Raw genomic sequence first — 19,499 nt, forward strand, 5'->3', positions numbered from 1 at the left:
TCAAGGCCAAGGTGGCGCTTGCCGCGATCAGAGGCGAGCAGACGCTGGTGGAATTATCCCAGCAGTTCGACGTGCATGCCAATCAGATCAAGCAGTGGAAAGAACAGCTTCTTGAGGGGGCGAGGTGGAAACGTCCTTGTCGGGATCGATACCGCCAGCGGCGAGCCAATAGCGAATCCACAGATCATGCGTGCCGCCGGGGAAAGTCATTGCGGCCTTCACCTCCTTGCCCTCGGCTTTCTTCTTTTCGAAGGCGGCCTTCAGCTTCGATGAATCGAGCTGAACACCAGTGCCGGCATATTCCTTCGCAACCGAAATGGCCTGACTGTCGTAGTTCAGCCGCGCCAGAAGGGCCATCGGCACCGGCTGGTTGTTTTGCGTCACCTTACCTGCATGGATCAGATAGGGGAGCGGGGAGAGAATGTGCGCGCCATCAATGCCGTTCGATGCTCCGCCCAGCACAAGATTGTCACGCGTGGCGCCCCATGACGCCTGCTTGGCAACCTCGACGTCCGGCAGGCCGTGCTTGTCGAACAGACCTTTTTCCTTGGCCACAATCAGCGGGGCTGCATCGGTCAGCGCGATGAAACCAAGCTTCGCGCCGCTGACTTCCGGCCCGCTGGCAGCCGCGAAAGCGCCGCCGGGCAAGGCCGAACGGATGGCGGTGAAGAGTGCCGCTGTGGCGCTGACTTTCAAAATGTTGCGCCGGGATATCCCGGTCGTGGTTTCTGCCTTCTCATGCATTGTCATCAGCTGGCTTCCCCTATGCTGGCCTTGGTGACTGTTCGTTCCGCCGTCTCAAATCTGGGCACAAAAAAACGCCGCCTGGAGATCGCATCCTCGAACCTTGCGTTCGTGGTGCAATTCCTTGCGACGTCGGTGTCGTGACAGGAGCGGTATGTGGCTCGCTTGTTGCTCCGGTCGCCGTTGACCGGTGCATAAATCTAACAAGCAAGGAACGTGCCAGACATTTAAAATATTTGCAAGTAGTTGAAAATACGAAGTTTAAAGGGGTGAGAAAATAGACAGCCGTGGCTAGGCATCAATATAGATCTGACTGTAATTTAGGCGATCATGACAAGATATGCGGCCCGGCGTGCAATCAATTTGGGCATCGCGGGTTAATCTCCTGCTGCGTGCGGATCGGCGAATGTCTCGCGACGCACATCGAAACCGCGCACATAGGTATCGATATCAGCCGGATCGAAAACCCTGCCGTCCATGAAACGATCATCCGCATGTGTCCCCTCTACCGTGCCCGGTATGAAGGGTGAAAGGGCGATCCCGAGAGCCGCACAGTAAAGATCTGGCCGGTAGGACTGGGCCACTTTTTGCTGTGCCGTCCGCGATGCCGCTACCTGTCCCCAGCGCACCATCTGGCTATAAATCCACATCGCATCGTTGGGGCGGGGGCAATTGGCAAGACCGGCATGGAAGTCGAAATAATGTTTGATGACACGCTGGTTCCCGCGCGCATCAAGATTGAACGTCCCGGCAAGTACGTTGCGAATGATATGCTGCGGCACGCCGAGATAACGCTCGTCTGCCAGAGTCTCGGCTAACGCATCATGGTTTTCGATGCTGTCGCACCAGCGTGCGGCCTTATCGAGGGCGACGATCAAACGGGCAACGGTTTCGGGGTGGGTCTCAGCCCATTCGGGGCGCATGCCGATGACTTTTTCGGGCGCGCTTGGCCAGATATCCTGTTTGGCAGCGACAATGCGCCCGGCGCCCCGTTCTGAGGCCACCATGTTCCATGGCGCTCCAACGCAGAAACCGTCGATAGCACCTGACGCCAGAGCGTCCGAGGTCAATGGCGGCGGCACGACGACCAATTTTACATCGCGGTCAGGATCAATGCCGCCTGCCGCCAGCCAGTAGCGAAACTCGTAATTATGCGACGAGAAAGGATAGGTCATTGCCAGCGTCAGGAGTGGTTCGCCGCGTGATTTCATGTAGTGCACGACGGATGCGAGCGCCTGCGCATTTTCCAGCGCATCAGCGGCTTCCGGTAGATCGGCGATTGTGCGCATCCGTTCATAAAGGCGCACTGAAAGGGTGATGGCGTTGCCACCGCGCCCCAGCGAGAACGGAGTTATCGTCGGCGATGGATTGGAGCCAAGCCCCAGCATGGATGCCACGGGCATGGGTGAAAGCATGTGTGCAATGTCGAATTGCCGGAAAGCGAGCCTGTCACGGACATTCGCCCATGAGACATCCTTGACGAGATCAAGGTTCAAGCCTTCCGCTCGAGCAAAACCAAACTCTGCCGCTGCAATCAGCACGGAAGCGTCCACCAGAGGAATAAACCCGGCGCGCAGCGTCCTGATTTCCTTGCCTGCTATGCCTGCTGGCGCGGCAAGCCCACTTCCGGTCTTGGTCAATCTGGTCGGCATGTTCACTTGCATACTCCCGGAATATTTGCCCCGGTTCTGAAATCTAAAGCTATTTCATCAGCAGTCCGGCTGCGGTCACGATACTTTGCGCAATGTCGGACATTTTCTCCTTTTCATTCATCGCAGTCTGTCGCAGCAGGGCAAAAGCGTCTTCTTCGGACAGGCCGCGCATTTTCATGAGAATGCCTTTGGCGCGCTCCACCACCTTGCGCTCCTCCAGTGCCGACTTTGCATCCGCAAGTTCGCGTTGCAGACGGCTGAATGCGTTGAACCGGCTGACGGCCATATCGAGAATGGGCTTCACGCGTTCTTTCTTCAGTCCGTCCACAATATAGGCGGAAACGCCTGCCTCCACTGCAGCCTCGATAGAGGCTGTGTCAGAGCGGTCGACAAACATGGCGATCGGGCGGCTTACGGTGCGGGTCAGCTGAAACAGATGCTCCATCATGTCGCGATTGGGGTTTTCTATGTCGATCACAATCACATCGGGATTTAGCGTTTCAATCATACGCGCTATGCCGTGCATCTTGTTGATCACCACGACTTTGCCGTGGCCTGCCTCGCGCAATCCTTCCTCAATGATCGAGGAGCGAATGGCGTTCTCATCGATAATGAGAATGGTCAGGTCCGGCTGCTTCATGCTGCATTGATGCCGTAGCGCCGTTACATTGGCAATAGCTTTCGGTCTATTTATTAATCAATTTTATATTTGGTTATTTTTTAATCAGAATTGATTGAATTGATTGCAGATTTGCTAAAAGTGCAGCGATCGTTCACAAGACGCGGATCAATGGCAGCTGGAGTTTCAGCAGGAACTTCTGGCCAAGGCTAACGGAAATTATCATGCACGAAATCATCTGCCCGCATTGCAACAAGGCATTCAAAATCGATGAAGCTGGATATGCAGATATTCTAAAGCAGGTTCGAGACAGTGATTTCGAGAAGCAATTGCACGAGCGTCTGGAGTTAGCAGAGCAGGACAAGCGGAATGCTGTCGAGCTTGCACAGGCCAAGGTTGCCAATGAACTGCAGAAAGCCGCCGCAGCCAAGGATTCTGAAATCCAGGAACTGAAGACAAGGCTTGAATCCGGGGAAGTCGCGAAGAAGCTTGCCGTAGCCGAGGCTTTGGCTGCCATTGAGAAAGAACGTGATGCTCTTTTGCACGAGCTTGAAAGCGTCAGGCGTGACAACGAAGCCACGTCTAAACTGGCCGAGGCAAAGCTTCTTTCTGAACTGCAGAAAGCGGCTTCCACCAAGAATGAAGAGATTCAGGGCTTGAAGGCCAGACTCGATGCCGGCGAGATTTCTCAAAAACTTGCCGTCACCGAAGCTGTCAGCGCGATTGAGAAAGAGCGCGATGAACTGAAGAACGGGCTTGCCCGGGTGGCACTTGAAAAGCAACTTGCCGAGACAGCGCTCAAAGACAAATACGAAACGCAGCTCAAGGATCGCGACGAGGCAATCGAGCGCCTGCGGGATATGAAAGCGAAACTATCGACAAAAATGATCGGCGAGACGCTGGAACAGCACTGTGCAACCGAGTTCGACCGTATTCGTGCGACTGCTTTCCCACGCGCATATTTTGAGAAGGATAATGACGCGAGCAGCGGTAGCAAGGGCGACTTTATCTTCCGCGATATGGACGATACGGGCACTGAAATCGTTTCGATCATGTTTGAGATGAAGAATGAGAACGACGAGACCGCGACCAAGAAAAAGAACGAAGATTTTCTCAAAGAGCTCGACAAGGACCGGTGTGCGAAAGGTTGCGAATATGCGGTTCTGGTCTCGTTGCTTGAGCCTGAAAGCGAACTCTACAACACGGGGATCATCGATGTGTCCCATCGTTATCCGAAAATGTACGTCGTCCGGCCGCAGTTCTTCATTCCAATCATCACGTTGCTGCGCAATGCAGCGATGAACTCGCTCAGATACAAGTCCGAACTGGCATTGGTGAAGGCACAAAATGTCGACATCACAAATTTCGAAAGCCAGCTCGACGACTTCAAAGCTGCATTCGGGCGCAATTGGCGTTTGGCTTCTGACGGTTTTGAGGAGGCAGTCAAACGCATAGATGAAGCGATCAAGGATCTCGAGAAAACAAAAGAAGCGCTTCACAAGTCGGCCAACAATCTAAGACTGGCAAACGATAAGGCTGAGGACCTGACGGTCAAGCGGCTTACCCGCGGTAATCCGACAATGGCTGCCAAATTTGCCGAACTCCAGCAAGGATTGCCCGACGATGAATAGACATATCTGAAACCGCATAAACGCTCAGAGCGCATCGTGACAAATGATGAAGCTCCGGCATATAAGGGAGCGGGGGCTCTCGCGGAGCCAAATGGCGACCAGATCACAGAAAGAGCTTCGGCGATCCGGCGTGGCTTTGGGGGAAGGATAGCGCATGGTTTTCGGGGCAACACCGCTCGACGAGGCATTGAACGCTATTCTCGCACATCGGCTGGTTGTGGGTGGGAGGCGTTTCCCCAAAGGCCATGTTCTCGACGCGCATGATATCGAATTTCTTCGAAAGGAGGGACATGACAGCGTGGTGTCGGCCCAACTGGAAGCAGGCGATGTTACGGAGAACGACGCTGCCACCCGGATCACATCTGCAATATCGGCAAAGGGCATTATTTGTTCTGCGGCCACGACCGGGCGGGTGAATTTTCTTGCAAGAGAAGCCGGTGTCTTCACCGTCAACCGGAAGCGTGTAGACGCGGTGAATTTTATCGACCCGTCGATAACACTGGCGACCTTGCGCGAATTTGACCGCGTTCGTGCCGGGCAGGTTGTAGCGACAATTAAGATCATTCCCTATGCCGTCCCGGAGAGTTCCGTCGCAGCAGTGCTTGCGCTATGTCGCGACAAGAATATGCTCGGCGTTGAACCCTTCAGCGGACGCACTGTCGGGCTTGTTCAGGGAACGTGCCCGGCTTTGAAAACAAGTGTTCTCGATAAAACCCGTCAAGCGCTTGAAGCGCGTTTGACGATGAATCTTGGAGCCGTGGCGACAGAACTTCGGGTCTCGCATGCGGCGGAGCCGATGGCGTGCGCCATACAAAATGCAGCTGCGGTTTCCGACATTGTCGTTGTGTTCGGCGCATCGGCGGTTGCGGACAAGAACGATGTTCTTCCCAGTTCCATTCGCAAGGCTGGTGGGACGATTACTTATGTAGGTATGCCCGTGGATCCCGGCAATCTGCTGGTCCTTGGCGAGATCGACGGTAAGCCGGTGATCGGCGCTCCCGGCTGCGCCCGGAGCGTCAAGGAGAATGGGTTCGATTGGGTTCTGGACCGCTTGATGGCGGGGATGAGCGTCACGCCAAAGGACATTGCAGCGATGGGCGTCGGCGGTCTTTTGCTCGATAGTCCTGCGCGCATTGCGCCGCGCGATGGTAGAGCGAAGAGAAAGCGCGATATTGCGGTCATGATTGCTGTGCTTGCCGCCGGGCAATCCTCACGTATGGGCGGGGCGAACAAGCTTCTCGCCATTTTTGATGGCACGCCGCTGGTGCGCCGGTCGGTTGAAAATGCGGTAGAAGCTGATCGTGGCCGGGTGATTGCCGTCACTGGTCATATGGCAGACGAAATTGCGGCTTCGCTTCGAGGGCTTGACGTCTCTATCGTGCACAATCCGGCTTATGCCCTTGGGCTTGCAAGTTCGATCAAAGCTGCCCTGGTCGCAGCACCGGCGGACTGCGACGGGCTGATGATCCATCTGGGAGACATGCCTGCGGTCAGCGCGCAGCACATTCGCATGATGATTGATCTTTTCCGCCAGCACGACGGAAACGCTGTCGTTCGCGCCGTTACCGACGAGGGTGAGCGCGGCAATCCCGTGATTGTACCGCGGCAGCTTTATGAAGCCATTTCCGTCCTGTCGGGCGATGTGGGTGCAAGGCATATCATTGAGGCGAGCGAACTCCCTATCGTTGATGTACCCATTGGCTCTGCTGCCAGAATTGACGTGGATACGAGAGAGGCTGTCGTGAATGCCGGTGGACGAATTGTCTGAACATAGTTTTGGTCTTGCCAAGGACCCGTTGGCTGTCGCGCTCCATTGGCGCCAGAATGGCAAAGGGGTTGCGATCGCCACCGTCATTGAAACGTGGGGATCAGCGCCACGTCCCACAGGCAGTCATCTGATCATCGACGAGATGGGTCATTTTGAAGGCTCGATTTCCGGTGGCTGTGTCGAAGGTGCAGTCATTGAAGAGGCTCTGGAAACGATTGCATCCGGCAAGTCAAAGCTGCTGGAGTTCGGTGTTGCCGATGAAACAGCATGGCGCGTGGGGCTGTCTTGTGGAGGCAAGATCAGCGTCTATGTGGAGAGGCTCGATTGATGCAAAGCTCTCTTCTTGCGGAACTGAATGACATACGCGCCAGACGTTTGCTCGCAGCGACATTGACCGATCTGGACAATGGACGCACTGAGCTTGTGCGGGATGCTGAGGATGTTTCTAGTGCGTTTCAACCGCACGTTCGACAAGCGTTTCAAACCGGTAAGCCGCTCTTTTTTGTGGCCGACAATCGACGGTATTTCATCAATATATATCGACCGGCATTGCGGTTGAAACTGGTGGGGGCAGTCCACATCGCCCAGCATCTTGCGCAGATGGCCATCATGACGGGTCTCGATGTGGAGGTCATCGACCCGCGGACAGCGTTTGCAACGCCGTTGCGGTTTCAGGAGGCTGCTCTTAAGGCAGCCTGGCCGGAGGAGGCGTTTCGCGACAGCCCGCTGGACCGGTATACTGCGGTTGCCACGCTTACGCATGATCCCAAAATTGACGAACTGGCTCTATCACTGGCAATGCAGGCGGATTGCTTTTACATTGGGGCATTGGGCAGTCGTCGAACCCATGCCCAACGCATGGAAAACCTGAAGAAACTCGGGCACGATACCACTGATCTGGCGAGGATCTCATCGCCCATAGGGCTGGATATCAAAGCCGCGACACCTGCCGAAATCGCGGTCGCCATATTGGCGGAGATCATTCAGAAATCAAACGAGGCAACCGACAGGTGAACATGACCGCAACAGCCCGTAGCATTCTGCCCGGAACCGCCGAAGGGCCAATCCTGGCGACAACCGAACCGCTCAGCTTTTGGGGTGGGATTGATCCTGCTTCGGGTAAAATCATCGATGTGCACCATCCCCTCCAAGGGCAGAGTATCAGAGGCGCTGCGCTGATGATGCCATCAACGCGTGGTTCCTGTACGGGCTCGGGCGTGCTGCTTGATCTGGCATTGAATGGCATGGCACCGGCTGCGCTGATTTTCTCCCAGACTGAGGATGTGGTAACTCTGGGGGCACTAATCGCCGACAAGATGTTCGACCATCCTCTACCCGTCTTGCGCCTGCCACCGGAGGACTGGGAGCGCTTACGAAAAGAGCCGGAGGTCAAGATCACGCCGACCAAGTTAACCGCGCCCGGCTTTACCCTGCCGCTCGTGGGGTCAAAGGAAACGAGGCTCGAACTTTCCGCAGCCGATCAAGCCATGATGACGGGCGCAGATGGGGATGCCACCAAACTCGCCATGGAAATTATCTGCGCGATGGCAGAAAACCAAGGTGCAAAACGCTTGATCGATGTTGCGCAGGCGCATATCGACGGCTGCATCTATGCAAGCTCGGCCAATTTGATCTTCGCCGAGAAGATGGCGGATATGGGTGCGAGGGTCCGCGTACCGACGACAATGAATGCCATTTCCGTTGATCGCGAACATTGGCAGGCGCAAGGTGTGCCTGCATCCTTTGGGTGGCCCGCCGCACGGCTTGCCGATGCCTATGTGCGGATGGGGTGTCAGAACACATTTACCTGCTCGCCCTATCTTTTGGACACCGCGCCGGAAAAGGGGGAAATGATCGCATGGGCCGAAAGCAATGCGGTCATCTATGCGAACACTGTGCTTGGGGCCCGCACGGCGAAGCTCCCCGATTTTCTTGATCTCTGCATTGCCATGACGGGACGCGCACCACTGTCGGGCGTTTATCTTGATCAACATCGATTTGCGCAGCGTATCATCCACGTGGATATACCCGAAGGGTTCGACGACGCTTTCTGGCCCTTGATTGGTTATCTCGCGGGCAAGGTTTCGCCGGATCGGATTCCACTCCTGAAAGGGTTCAAGGACGCCCAGCCGACACCGGAAAATTTAAAAGCCATGTGTGCGGCCTTCGGTACGACTTCCGCTGCACCCATGCTGCATGTCGAAGGCGTTACACCGGAAGCGCATTTTGTTTCGCCCTCAGCTGATACCGCCTCCATCACAAGTCACGACATGGCGGATGGATGGAAGTCACTGAACGATGGTCCAGATGCGGTGGATCTGGTAGCCATCGGCAGCCCGCACGCTTCGCTTGAGGAATGCCGCGCCTTTGCAAACGCTTTGCGAGGCGGCAAAGCGGTCAGAACCACCATTATCACCGCGGGGCGTCAGGTTATAGCTGCGGCGCGCGAAGATGGAACATTGCAAAGGCTGGAAGCCGCGGGCGTTCAGGTGATCCCGGATCTCTGTTGGTGTTCCATTTCCGAACCGGTTTTTCCGGTCGCGGCCAAAGCGCTGATGACCAACTCCGGAAAATACGCACATTATGGGCCGGGTCTGTCTGGCCGTGCGGTGCGTTTTGGTAGTCTTGCGAGCTGCGCAGAGGCCGCAAAGACAGGCCACGTAGCGCGGGGCCTGCCGACGTGGCTTGAGGGATGATGAGAAGAGCCGGTGTTGGCTATCGCCGGGCGCTTCAGGCAATGACGCCAGACTTCAGCAGTGCTGAGAAACGTGGGTCGAAATGCCTGCTGATCTGCTCAAGGGCTGCCCCGCGCGCCACGGCCCATATATCGGTCAACCCGACCAGCAGACGCGGCAATGTCCGCACCGGGTAATCGACGCTGGAGGAAATGAGCGGTTCAATCCGGTCCACGAGCCGGTTGGCCAGAAGTTTCGGCGCGCCGCCACACAGAATAACTGTTTGCGGGTCGAAGATCGCTTCTATCGTATGGATGGCGGATCTCAGTTCCATCGCCGCCCGCTCCAGCCATGTTTCCAGTTGCGGATCGTTCTGCGCCAACAGGGCTTCCAATTCCGCAGAAAGATCGGGCTGCGCTTCGTCGAGTTTCAAATGTTTGTAGAGCGACCAGAGAGAAGCATGGTGTTCCAGTGGCGTTTGCGCGCCGCGATTGGTCATTAGCATGGTGCCGATTTCACCGGCATTGCCCTTGCTGCCCGTATAGATTTCTCCGTTCAGTATCAGCCCGGCGCCGACACCGTAGCCCATATAGATACAGACGACATTATCGAGGCCGTCTGCGAGGCCAACCATTTTTTCTGCCCGCGCACAGGCTGTAGCATCGTTCTGCAATGTTACGGTCAAGCCGGTACTTTGGGTCAACCTGTCGATCAGCGGGAAAGATTGCCATGCACTCATCACCCATCGGTCATGTTCGGGAACCCTTGTGCCGAAAGGTCCGGGCATGGCGACACCAAGCCCCGACATTCGATAGTGTCCATCGGGGAATTCCCGTGCGAGCGTCGCTTGCGCTTTGGCAATTTCTTCCAGAATGATGGCGCAGCCTTCTTCCGGATTATCGGCTGGCAGTCTGGCCTCCCGCCGCACGACTTCATCGCCGGTCAGATTGACGATGACAATCCGGGTCAGATGCCGGTCGATCTGAACGCCGAGAGCGAATGCGCCTTCGGGCACCAGCCGGTAGGGCGTTGCCGGTTGTCCGCGACCACGTCTGACGGCATTTTCCGAACTCACCAACCCGTCGCTTTCCAGACCTTCAATCAGGTTGGAGATCGTCTGTTTGGTGAGGTTTGTCGCACGGGCGAGTTCGGCGCGGGAGAGCGATCTGTTCTGGCGCAGGGCGTCGATAATCACCCTGCGATTATGGGCGCTTGTACCCTCATGATTGGTGCCACTTGTGGCCCGAATGTCGCTCTTTCTTGGCATCCTCAATCCCTCTTGACACCAGTAGATATTTATAACACGTTTAAGTCAATGGATTTGACTTAATAAAGAACATGAACATTTAATAATGGTGGAACAACAGCTCTGATCTCACGGCGATAAGGCAATGTGCACGGCACTAGGCACAAGCCGGAGCAGGTTAACGGGAGGTAACAATGCTTAAATCTATTCGCACCGTCTTACTGGGTACGCTGGCCGTATCCGCTTTCTCGGTTCCGCACGCTTTTGCTGAAACAACCCTGAATGCCCTGTTCATGGCGCAGGCCGCTTATAGCGAAGCGGATGTACGCGCGATGACGGAGGCTTTTCAGACAGCCAATCCGGATGTGAAGGTCAATCTGGAATTCGTGCCCTATGAAGGGTTGCATGACAAGACGGTTCTGGCTCAGGGTTCGGGGCAGGGCTATGACGTTGTGCTGTTCGACGTGATCTGGCCAGCCGAATATGCAAGCAACAATGTGCTTGTCGATGTCTCGTCGCGCATTACGGACGAGATGAAGAAGGGCGTTCTGACGGGCGCCTGGACGACGGTTCAGTATCAGGACAAATATTACGGCATGCCGTGGATTCTGGATACCAAGTACCTGTTCTACAACAAGGAAATCCTTGAGAAAGCGGGCATAAAGAACCCGCCCAAGACCTGGGCGGAACTCAACGATCAGGCAAAGATCATCAAGGACAAGGGCTTGCTTGCATCGCCGATTGCGTGGAGCTGGGCTCAGGCGGAGGCCGCGATTTGCGACTACACCACGCTGGTGAGTGCTTATGGCGGCGATTTCCTGAAAGACGGAAAGCCCGCCTTCGACAACGATGGCGGACTGGATGCCCTCAAATATATGGTGGACAGCTATAAGTCCGGCCTCAGCAATCCGAACTCGAAAGAGTTTCTGGAGGAGGACGTACGCAAGGTCTTCCAGAATGGTGACGCCGCTTTCGCGCTGAACTGGACCTATATGTATAGCAAGGTCAATGACCCTGCCGAAAGCAAAGTGGTTGGCAAGGTAGGTGTGGTGCCCGCACCGGGCGTCGAAGGCAAGAGCGAGGTTTCGGCTGTCAATGGTTCCATGGGGCTTGGCATCACCACCACCAGCAAACATCCTGATGATGCATGGAAATATATCGTCTTTATGACCTCGCAAAAGGTCCAGAACGATTATGCAAAACTGTCTCTGCCGATCTGGGCGTCGTCCTATGACGATCCGGCTGTATCGAAGGGACAGGAAGAGTTGATTGCGGCAGCGAAGCTCGGCCTGGCTGCGATGTATCCGCGCCCGACGACACCGAAATATCAGGAAATGTCCACGGCCTTGCAGCAGTCCATTCAGGAAGCTTTGCTTGGACAGTCTTCGCCGGAAGACGCCCTCAAATCCGCAGCTGAAAACAGCGGACTCTAAGACCCTGATGGGAGTGGTTGCATCTGCATCCACTCCCTTCTTCCATTTAGACTGAGGTGCAAACAATGTCCGGCAACTGGATGACTATGCGAGCGTGGTTGCTGATGCTTCCGTTACTCGCCGTCATGGTTTGCGTGATCGGCTGGCCAATGTTTGAAACGGTGCGGCTTTCGTTCACCGATGCAAAGCTTGTCGGCACTGGCGGCGATTTTGTTGGCTTTGCCAACTACATCAAGATGCTGTCCAGCTCGAATTTCCAGCGTGCCTTCTGGACCACAACCTGGTTTTCTCTCATCTCGGTTTCAGCCGAAATGTTCCTTGGCGTTTTGGCGGCACTGTTGCTGAACCAGCAGTTTTATGGCCGCACTGTTCTGCGAGCCTTGCTTATTCTGCCATGGGCGTTGCCAACGGTGGTCAACGCAACACTATGGCGTCTCATCTACAATCCCGAATATGGTGCGCTCAATTCGCTGTTGACCCAGCTTGGCATCATTTCAGGCTATCGATCATGGCTCGGCGAACCGTCAGCAGCAATGACGGCACTGATTGTTGCTGATTGCTGGAAGAACTTCCCGCTTGTCGCACTCATCGCGTTGGCGGCCCTTCAAGCCGTCCCAAGAGACATAACGGCTGCATCGCTCGTCGATGGCGCGGGTCCATTCAACCGGTTCCGGTTTGTTATTCTGCCCTATCTTGCAGGACCATTGATGGTGGCCCTTGTGCTCCGCACCATTGAGGCATTCAAGGTCTTTGACATTATCTGGATCATGACCCGCGGTGGCCCCGCCAATTCCACACGTACGCTTTCTATCCTGGTTTATCAGGAAGCATTTTCCTTCCAGCGCGCGGGATCTGGTGCATCGCTGGCGCTCATTGTGACCCTGATCGTTACGGTGTTGGCGTTGGGCTATGGTTTTCTGGTGCGCAAAACGGCTGGAGCGGCAACATAATGGAACGTCGAAGCCCCATCGCAACTTTCTTCGTTTATCTCGCTGCGCTGTCGCTGGCAGTCATTATCCTCGCGCCCTTGTTCTGGCTGTTTGTGATGAGCATATCGCCGATGGCCGACCTGTCTGTTCGCCCATTGAAATGGTGGCCGACCACAGCGGATTTTTCTCGCTATCAGACTCTGCTGTCCACGGTCCCCAATAGCGCTGGCGCTGCCTTTGTGGCATCGATGTATAACAGTCTGAGAGTGGCGGGCATGGCCACATTAGTGGCGATCCTTGTTGCGATCCCTGCCGGTTGGGCGGTATCGCGGACCTCGCGCATCGGTTGGTCGCTCACTTTGGTCATTGGCACATACATGCTGCCTCCGGTGGCTTTGGCCGTGCCGCTTTACATGCTCCTTGCAAAACTAGGGCTGTTGAATTCGGTATTCGGTCTTGCGCTTGTCTACCTCACCATTCTGGCACCATTCACCACATGGCTGATGAAGTCTGGCTTCGATGGTATCCCGCAGGAGATTGAGCAGGCCGCGATGATTGACGGTGCAAGCCTGTTCCAGACATTGTGTATCATCACGCTGCCGCTTGCATTGCCGATTGTTGCGACATCGGCGCTGTTCGCATTTCTGCTGGGATGGGACGAATTTTTCTATGCGCTGTTGTTCACATCGGATCAGAGAGCGCGGACGCTGACAGTTGCTATTGCCGATCTGGCTGGCGGGCGCGTTTCCGATTACGGCTTGATCGCGACTGCGGGTGTTTTGGCAGCACTTCCACCAGTTATTGTTGGGCTTTTGATGCAACGCGCACTTATCACCGGCCTCACCAGCGGCGGCGTGAAAGGATGATGATGAACACGCAAAAGCAGCGTCCTGAAGGACTTGTCGCAATCGATAAAGAGATGGCACGCCAGTTTAGCGATGCTCTGATTTCCTTCGAGAATAATCGCGAACTGGCAGAGAAGATCGCCGGGAGTTTACGTAAAACCGGCAAGCTGCTCCTGCTGGGGATGGGCGGGTCACATGCGGTCGGTCGTGCGGTGGAACCGCTTTATCGCGCCCATAATATCGATGCAGTTGCCATACCGATTTCAGAGCAGCTTGGCGCTTCCTTACCCATTGAAGGCAAAACGGTTCTGGTCACATCTCAGTCTGGTGAAAGTGCGGAAGTTGTACGGTGGTTCGCCGAGAAAAAGGGGCAGGCCGATATATTCGGTTTGACGCTTGATGCTGGGTCGTTTCTCGCCAGCAAAGTCGACTGCCTGGTGGGGCATGGCGGCGGGGAGCTTGCATTTGCAGCAACCCGTAGCCTGACGATTAGTTTCGCTCTGCATCTGGCCATATTGGCGGCACTCGGTGACGATCCGCGAGCCGCACTCAACGTGTTGAATTCCCCCCAAACTGTGGCGATTGATGCAGCGCTTGATTGCATCGCTGATGTCAACACGATTGTAACCTCGGGGCGCTGTCTGCAGGGGGTAGCAGAAGCCATTGCTCTTGGGTTTACCGAGCTTTCGCGCGTGCCGAGCTATTCGCTGGAGGGTGGCCAACTGCGTCACGGGCCGATGGAAATGCTCTCACCAAAGGTTGCAGTTATCCTCTTCAAGGGCAACGATGCGACCGCACCGCTGGTGACGGCGATGGGACAGTCTGTTGCTGAAACGGGAGCCAAACTGGTAGTGTTTGACGCCTCCGGTGAGGTGCCTGTTCCGGGTGCTGTAACGATTTCGTTTCCCGCAGCAAGCGGACTTGGCGCCGTTTTCACGATCCTGCCAACAGCGCAACGGCTCATGATGGCCTTTGCCGACCAACGTGTCGAGAATGCCGGTACGCCGGTCCGTTCTTCCAAAATCACCCGGAGCGAATGAGTGAGGCCAATTGCAATTATCGGCAACGTCAATGTTGATATGATCCTGGGACCGACTTCGGCTTGGCCACAACCGGGCACCGAGAACATCGTCAGCCATGACGAATTGCGCGTCGGCGGTTCGGCGGGAAACTCGGCTTTGACACTGATGGCTTTGGATGTTCCATTTCAAATGGCCGCGAATACAGGCGCCGATCAGTTTGGTCGCTGGCTCGCTGAGAATTTCGGTGATCATGCCAGACAATGGTCGGTGTTTGCTGGAAAAACCACTCTGTCCGTCGGCCTGACGCATCCGGATGGAGAACGGACTTTCTTCACGACACTCGGTCATCTGCCGCATTTTTCAATTGAAGATGCGCTATCGGCACTTGATGGTGAGGCCTTGTCCGGCGGGCTGGCTCTTCTTTGCGGTAGTTTTCTGACCGACAGGCTGGCGGATGCGTATGATCAGTTTTTCGATTGGACCGACTGCCACAACATCGATGTGGCGCTTGATACCGGCTGGCCGGCCGAGGGCTGGACGAAGCGGAATCGAAGCCGTGCGCTTTCATGGCTGAAACGCAGCAAGTTTGTCATGTTCAACGAGGTTGAGACGATCAATCTTGGAAACTCCGCCGACCCGGTGGAGGCTGCGCGCAGTCTCTGCCGGACCATGCCGGATGGCGGCTTTTTTATCGTTAAATGCGGCCCGAATGGCGCCTTCGCGGTTGGACATGATGGCAGCGTTATATCAGTCAATGCGCCTCAGGTAACGGTTATCGATACAATCGGCGCGGGCGATGTTTTCAACGCAGCTTTTCTTGCGTCATTCGCCAAGGGCCGCTCGGTTGAGGCCTGCTTGCAGGCCGCCACACGCAGTGCCTCGAAGGCCATTTCCACAAGCCCGCGGGCCTATATGTCGGATGCTGAAGGAGCGCTTGCATGAGCACCCTGACCATAAGCAAGGTTTGCAAGAGCTACGGGTCGACAGAAATCCTCAAAGGTATCGATCTGTCTCTGGCCAGCGGCGAGTTCTTAGTGCTGCTTGGTGCCTCCGGTTCCGGCAAGTCGACATTGCTCAACATGATCGCGGGTTTGGCCGAACCGACAAGCGGCGACATTCGCATTGATGAGCGGTCTATCGTCGGCGTACACCCCAAGGACAGGGATACGGCGATGGTGTTTCAGTCCTACGCGCTCTATCCAAATCTGAATGTGAAGCGCAATATCGGCTTCGGTCTTGAGATGCGCAAAGTACCAGCTGCGGAGCGGGATAAAGCCGTGCTGGAAGCAGCGCGCCTTTTGCAGATTGAAAATCTGCTGGATCGAAAGCCCGCGCAGCTCTCCGGTGGCCAGCGTCAGCGTGTCGCAATCGGTCGCGCATTGGTGCGTCACCCCAAACTGTTCCTTTTCGATGAACCATTGTCCAATCTGGATGCAAAACTGCGCATGGAAATGCGTGCCGAGTTGAAACGACTGCATCAGTTGATGAAAACCACGATGGTTTACGTTACGCACGATCAGATCGAGGCGATGACATTGGCGACGCGGATTGCGGTCATGCGCAATGGGCGCATTGAACAACTGGACACGCCTGAAAATGTCTATAACCGGCCCGCGACGCTTTATGTGGCGACATTCGTCGGCGCGCCGCCAATGAACATGCTGGAAGCCACATTCAGCGGAGATCGTCTGACGATTGACGGTACGGACACCAGCATTCCAATTGGCAACCTACCGAATATTGCGGCTGGCAGACGTATTTTGCTTGGGGTTCGTTCAGAAGCAATAGGGCGGGAGCGGAAAGATCAAAGTGTCGTTCTGCGCATGAAATGCGACATCGCCGAACTCACGGGTCCCGAACTGATTGTAACGGGAACCGTTGGCCCACAAAGGCTCGTTGCCGCTTTGCCCCCAAGTCATAAAGTTCAGCCAGGCGAAGAGTTCGAAGTCATGCTCGATCCTGCGAATGTCCATCTCTTTGATGCGGAGACCGAACAGAGACTCAATTGATAGTGCGACGGGTTATGAACGCTCGTTCTTGATGGCCTCGTAGAGCCAGGGGCATTCGGCCACCGCCGGTGCCCGAATGCCTCGTGCGGCGGCGTCGAGCCGCATGTCGCGCAGGCGCTTCCGGCCTTCTTCTTCCGTCAGGTAGAGACGTTCATGCCCCCAGAAGGAAGGTCCGTCCGTGGTTTCATGCGGTTCCCAATTTGCGGGGTCGATCTGTCTTCCGCCCCAGCCGTTTTCTACAAAGAAACCCGAAGGTGTGTTTGCATAAAACGATGTCATGTAATCATTGGTGTGGCGTCCAAGCGTATAGGCCAGCCGACCATCTTCTAGTCCCGCGAGATCATATCCCTGTCCAACATCGTCAAGGTTCTTGAACTCAACCATGAAATGATGGAACCCCTGTTGACCGGACCCAACCATTGCAAAACTATGGTGGCGGTCATTGACATGGAAGAAGTAGAGCCCATAGGGCTTCAGTCCATAATCAGTCACATGGAAATCCAGATTGTCCCGATAGAAGGGCATCATGATTTCGATATTCTTCACATGCAGCACGGCATGTCCCATGCCAAGCGGGCCGGTGTTGAACCCTGATATGGGGCGACCCGGGACAAAAGGATCGGTGGCAATCATCGGCTGCCAGATCAGCTCGATGCGATTGCCCATCGGATCGTCGAACCAGACCATGTCCGCACAAAAGCGCTGATCGCAAAGGGCGACATTGGCCCGATGAACCCGGGTGCCGACCGCTTCCAGACGCGATGCATATTGATCGAGGTCGTGTTGAAACTCGACTTCCCAGCCCATGCAGGACAGCGTTTCACCCGGCTCGTCAAGCACGATCAGCCGCTGCATGCGGTCATCCATACGGAAAGCTAGTTGACCGGCGGCAAGGTCAATTTTCTGCATACCAAGCAAGCTGGAGGCAAAGTCGGCCCAATCATCAAGCTTGTCGGAGCGCACGCCGATATATCCCAGAGCATTGATGGCCATGGCCTTTTCCCTCGCGTAAACTTGGATTGGCCCCGCTTTTGGCGGGGCCTGCGGAAATCAGGCTGCGTCAGCGATTGGGTTCGACAACGTGCCAATACCGGTGATTTCGACTTCAACACGGTCGCCAGCGAACATATAGAGTTGAGGCTCGCGGAACTTGCCGACGCCGCCGGGTGTTCCGGTGGCAATGACGTCGCCGGGAAGCAGTTTTGTCACCGTCGAAACATAGGCGATGATTTCGCCAATGGAGAAAGCCAGATCCGAAATCGGCGTCGTCTGCACTTCCTGACCGTTCACGCGGGTACGTAGATGCTGTTCTTCGGGATTTGGCAGTTCGTCCTTCGTGACCATCCATGGTCCCATTGAGCCGGTATCGTCGAAGCTCTTGCCCGGCCAAAACTGGGTCGTATGGCGCTGGAAGTCGCGGATAGAGCCGTCGTTGAAGCAGGAATAGCCTGCGATGTAATCTGCGGCTTCTTCGGCGCGGATATTGCGACCCGCTTTGCCGATGATGACAGCGAGTTCGCCCTCATAGTCGAATTCCTTGGAAACGGCTGGTCGCAACAGCGGATTTTCATGCCCAAGAACAGACGACGAATAGCGCGTGAAGATCGAAGGATATTTTGGCTTTTCGCGACCGGTTTCCTTGATATGCGCGGCATAATTCAGGCCGATGCAGAGAATCTTGTCCGGGTTTGGAATTGGCGAAACCAGAGTAACTTCCGATACCGTAACTGGCGCTTCCGTATGTGCAGACAGTTCGGCCACGGCGTCGGCATTCAAAACAGCCCGCAGATCAGGGTAGCGAGCCTTGAAAGCGGCAGAAGACTTGTGCAGCCCCGCATCGGTAATGAACCCATAACCCGCCCCTTGATCCGCTGTCGTAAATGAAACCAGTCGCACCGTTGTAACTCCCTTCGATCCGTCGGGCGCGGCCCGATCGGGGTCGCGCATTCGTGGGCCTTATGCTGTGACGAGCGGTCCAAGGCCAGATCGAATTGGAGTTGCGTTCACCAGATGAACGGTGCCCCCGGAAGAACGACTTAGTCTGTGGAGTTGGAGTTTTCGCGTCGATAACGCATGGTCATGTCGGGAAAAGCTTCGCATTTTTGAGCAATCCGCGCCGCACATTCCCGTGCCGGTTCGAGAAAACGCCGAACACCTTCCGCGACCGGAAGCGCCGACACGAACCACACCACCGTGACTACCGCCTGCACTCGGCCTTTGGCGTGAACGGGCACGGAGAGGCTGTTGGTCGCGCGGATCAGTTCACCGCTGCGCAACCCGTATCCTTGCTGACGGGTGGCGGCAATCTGCTGCGTGATATGGCGGCGGTCGCCCGCAAGCGCCGCCTGATTGGCGGGGTTTTGCGCAAGCCGGTCCAAAATGGCTTCCCGTTCTTCATCCGGGCAAAAGGCAAGATAGGCTCGTCCAGAAGAGGTATGCAGAATGGGCAATCGCGTGCCGACAAGCCCGTGTTGAATGGAAAAGGGGCTGGTGCGGTGCGTCGATTCCCGCACCAGCATCATGTCGTTTTGCAATGTGTGCAGATCGACGGGCCATAGAATTTGCTTGCCAAGCCGCTCGATTTCCGGCGCCGCGCATTCGCGCACCCATGCTTCGTCATTATAGCCGTCAGAAAGCGACCGGACGTAGAGCGTCGGATACCAGCTGCCATCGGAGGGACTGCGCTCGACAAAACCCAGCCCTTCGAGCGTTTCGAGAAGTCTAACCACAGTTGGACGCGGCAATTCCAGCCGTCGCGCAATCTGCTGCGGATGCGCGCCCTTATAGAGAGAAAGGTCTTGTAGCAGGGCCAGACCGCGCTCAAGAGCGCGAACAGGGGCAAAGTTTCTTTTGTTGGTTGGTTCCATAGGCACTAGTGCTCGACGGCGCGGCAAATTGCGTTCGACAGGTGAACTCTAATCGAAAA

The 19,499-nt window shown here is 55.7% G+C and carries 17 protein-coding genes and 2 pseudogenes; 12 read left to right on the forward strand and 7 right to left on the reverse strand.

Annotated elements, in window-relative coordinates; translation table 11 throughout:
* Positions 1-122 (forward strand): annotated as a pseudogene (locus FIC94_RS13455) (IS3 family transposase); the annotation flags it as partial.
* On the opposite strand, the pseudogene FIC94_RS13460 reads toward FIC94_RS13455, so the two are convergent.
* The 3 genes and pseudogenes from FIC94_RS13460 to FIC94_RS13470 all read right to left on the reverse strand — a co-directional run.
* Positions 112-900, reverse strand: a pseudogene (locus FIC94_RS13460) (CmpA/NrtA family ABC transporter substrate-binding protein); the annotation flags it as partial. The pseudogenes FIC94_RS13455 and FIC94_RS13460 overlap by 11 nt on opposite strands.
* 221 nt (positions 901-1,121) lie before the next feature.
* Positions 1,122-2,396 carry a CmpA/NrtA family ABC transporter substrate-binding protein gene (locus tag FIC94_RS13465; protein ID WP_140025208.1) on the reverse strand — a complete coding sequence of 425 codons (1,275 nt, stop codon included), beginning with the start codon at positions 2,394-2,396 and terminating at the stop codon, positions 1,122-1,124.
* Positions 2,397-2,445: 49 nt separating this feature from the next.
* Complete coding sequence (locus FIC94_RS13470) at positions 2,446-3,036, reverse strand: ANTAR domain-containing response regulator (protein WP_140025209.1); 591 nt, start codon at positions 3,034-3,036, stop codon at positions 2,446-2,448.
* Positions 3,037-3,239: 203 nt separating this feature from the next.
* Between FIC94_RS13470 and FIC94_RS13475 the strand changes: the two genes are divergently transcribed.
* The 5 genes from FIC94_RS13475 (at position 3,240) to lhpI (ending at position 9,110) form a co-directional block, all read left to right on the forward strand.
* Positions 3,240-4,646 (forward strand): DUF2130 domain-containing protein, encoded by a 1,407-nt coding sequence (locus FIC94_RS13475; protein ID WP_140025210.1) that lies wholly within the window; start codon positions 3,240-3,242, stop codon positions 4,644-4,646.
* Positions 4,647-4,800: 154 nt separating this feature from the next.
* The gene (locus tag FIC94_RS13480; RefSeq protein WP_140025211.1) at positions 4,801-6,414 is read left to right on the forward strand and encodes an NTP transferase domain-containing protein; all 1,614 of its coding nucleotides are present in this window, start codon (positions 4,801-4,803) and stop codon (positions 6,412-6,414) included.
* Positions 6,392-6,742, forward strand: a complete 351-nt coding sequence (locus FIC94_RS13485; RefSeq protein ID WP_180917988.1) for an XdhC family protein — start codon at positions 6,392-6,394, stop codon at positions 6,740-6,742. The genes FIC94_RS13480 and FIC94_RS13485 overlap by 23 nt, the downstream gene beginning before the upstream one ends.
* Positions 6,742-7,428 carry an XdhC family protein gene (locus FIC94_RS13490; protein ID WP_140025212.1) on the forward strand — a complete coding sequence of 229 codons (687 nt, stop codon included), beginning with the start codon at positions 6,742-6,744 and terminating at the stop codon, positions 7,426-7,428. The genes FIC94_RS13485 and FIC94_RS13490 overlap by 1 nt, the downstream gene beginning before the upstream one ends.
* Positions 7,429-7,430: 2 nt before the next feature.
* Entirely contained in the window at positions 7,431-9,110 is a 1,680-nt protein-coding gene (lhpI, locus tag FIC94_RS13495; protein ID WP_140025213.1) for a cis-3-hydroxy-L-proline dehydratase, read from the forward strand.
* A 34-nt stretch (positions 9,111-9,144) separates the two neighbouring features.
* Here lhpI and FIC94_RS13500 read toward each other — a convergent pair whose 3' ends face one another.
* On the reverse strand, positions 9,145-10,356 hold the full coding sequence (locus FIC94_RS13500; protein ID WP_140025214.1) for an ROK family transcriptional regulator: 1,212 nt from the start codon (positions 10,354-10,356) through the stop codon (positions 9,145-9,147).
* Positions 10,357-10,529: 173 nt separating this feature from the next.
* Between FIC94_RS13500 and FIC94_RS13505 the strand changes: the two genes are divergently transcribed.
* The 6 genes from FIC94_RS13505 (at position 10,530) to FIC94_RS13530 (ending at position 16,573) form a co-directional block, all read left to right on the forward strand.
* A complete protein-coding gene (locus tag FIC94_RS13505; protein ID WP_140025215.1) occupies positions 10,530-11,768 on the forward strand; it encodes an extracellular solute-binding protein in 1,239 nt (412 codons plus the stop codon).
* A 65-nt stretch (positions 11,769-11,833) separates the two neighbouring features.
* Positions 11,834-12,718: a carbohydrate ABC transporter permease gene (locus FIC94_RS13510; RefSeq protein ID WP_140025216.1), complete on the forward strand. Its 885-nt coding sequence runs from the start codon at positions 11,834-11,836 to the stop codon at positions 12,716-12,718.
* Positions 12,718-13,563 carry a carbohydrate ABC transporter permease gene (locus FIC94_RS13515; protein WP_140025217.1) on the forward strand — a complete coding sequence of 282 codons (846 nt, stop codon included), beginning with the start codon at positions 12,718-12,720 and terminating at the stop codon, positions 13,561-13,563. The genes FIC94_RS13510 and FIC94_RS13515 overlap by 1 nt, the downstream gene beginning before the upstream one ends.
* A gap of 2 nt (positions 13,564-13,565) precedes the next feature.
* On the forward strand, positions 13,566-14,582 hold the full coding sequence (locus tag FIC94_RS13520; protein ID WP_140025354.1) for an SIS domain-containing protein: 1,017 nt from the start codon (positions 13,566-13,568) through the stop codon (positions 14,580-14,582).
* The gene (locus FIC94_RS13525) at positions 14,583-15,506 is read left to right on the forward strand and encodes a carbohydrate kinase family protein (RefSeq protein WP_140025218.1); all 924 of its coding nucleotides are present in this window, start codon (positions 14,583-14,585) and stop codon (positions 15,504-15,506) included.
* On the forward strand, positions 15,503-16,573 hold the full coding sequence (locus FIC94_RS13530; RefSeq protein ID WP_140025219.1) for an ABC transporter ATP-binding protein: 1,071 nt from the start codon (positions 15,503-15,505) through the stop codon (positions 16,571-16,573). Before FIC94_RS13525 ends, FIC94_RS13530 begins: the two co-directional genes overlap by 4 nt.
* A 12-nt stretch (positions 16,574-16,585) precedes the next feature.
* Here the strand turns inward: FIC94_RS13530 and FIC94_RS13535 are convergent, their stop codons facing one another.
* From FIC94_RS13535 to FIC94_RS13545, 3 genes are all read right to left on the reverse strand, one after another.
* Positions 16,586-17,566, reverse strand: a complete 981-nt coding sequence (locus FIC94_RS13535) for a VOC family protein (protein ID WP_140025220.1) — start codon at positions 17,564-17,566, stop codon at positions 16,586-16,588.
* Positions 17,567-17,623: 57 nt separating this feature from the next.
* Complete coding sequence (locus tag FIC94_RS13540) at positions 17,624-18,469, reverse strand: fumarylacetoacetate hydrolase family protein (RefSeq protein WP_124915515.1); 846 nt, start codon at positions 18,467-18,469, stop codon at positions 17,624-17,626.
* A gap of 140 nt (positions 18,470-18,609) precedes the next feature.
* On the reverse strand, positions 18,610-19,440 hold the full coding sequence (locus FIC94_RS13545) for an IclR family transcriptional regulator domain-containing protein (RefSeq protein ID WP_140025221.1): 831 nt from the start codon (positions 19,438-19,440) through the stop codon (positions 18,610-18,612).
* Positions 19,441-19,499: the final 59 nt, after the last annotated feature.

The organism is Ochrobactrum teleogrylli (assembly GCF_006376685.1).
Classification (GTDB): Bacteria; Pseudomonadota; Alphaproteobacteria; order Rhizobiales; family Rhizobiaceae; genus Brucella; species Brucella teleogrylli.